This is a genomic window from Pseudomonas sp. SDO5591_S426, from assembly GCF_054070755.1.
Window position 1 is genome coordinate 1 of the sequence record NZ_JBSVXD010000451.1, and the last position, 211, is coordinate 211.

General features: G+C 67.8%; 1 protein-coding gene. It reads left to right on the forward strand.

Features of this window, described 5'->3' with window-relative positions; genetic code table 11:
- Positions 1-189, forward strand: a 189-nt coding sequence (locus ACW9JC_RS30510) for a hypothetical protein (RefSeq protein WP_457459712.1), incomplete at its 5' end; no start/stop codon positions are given.
- Positions 190-211 lie beyond the last annotated feature (22 nt).

Genomic DNA, 211 nt, shown 5'->3' on the forward strand with positions numbered 1-211 from the left:
TTCACCGGCTTCGATTCGAAGCAAACCGTGCAGACGCCCGAAGCCATCTTCTGGATCCGCCTCCTGCTGTCCGGCATCCCGGTCATCGGCCTGGTGCTGGCCCTGATCGCCATCCTGCGCTTCCCGCTGACCGAGGCGCGCATGCGCGAGATCCGCCAGCGGCTCGAAGCCACCCGCGGGCAGGTATGAGACGCCATCGACGCGCCGCCTG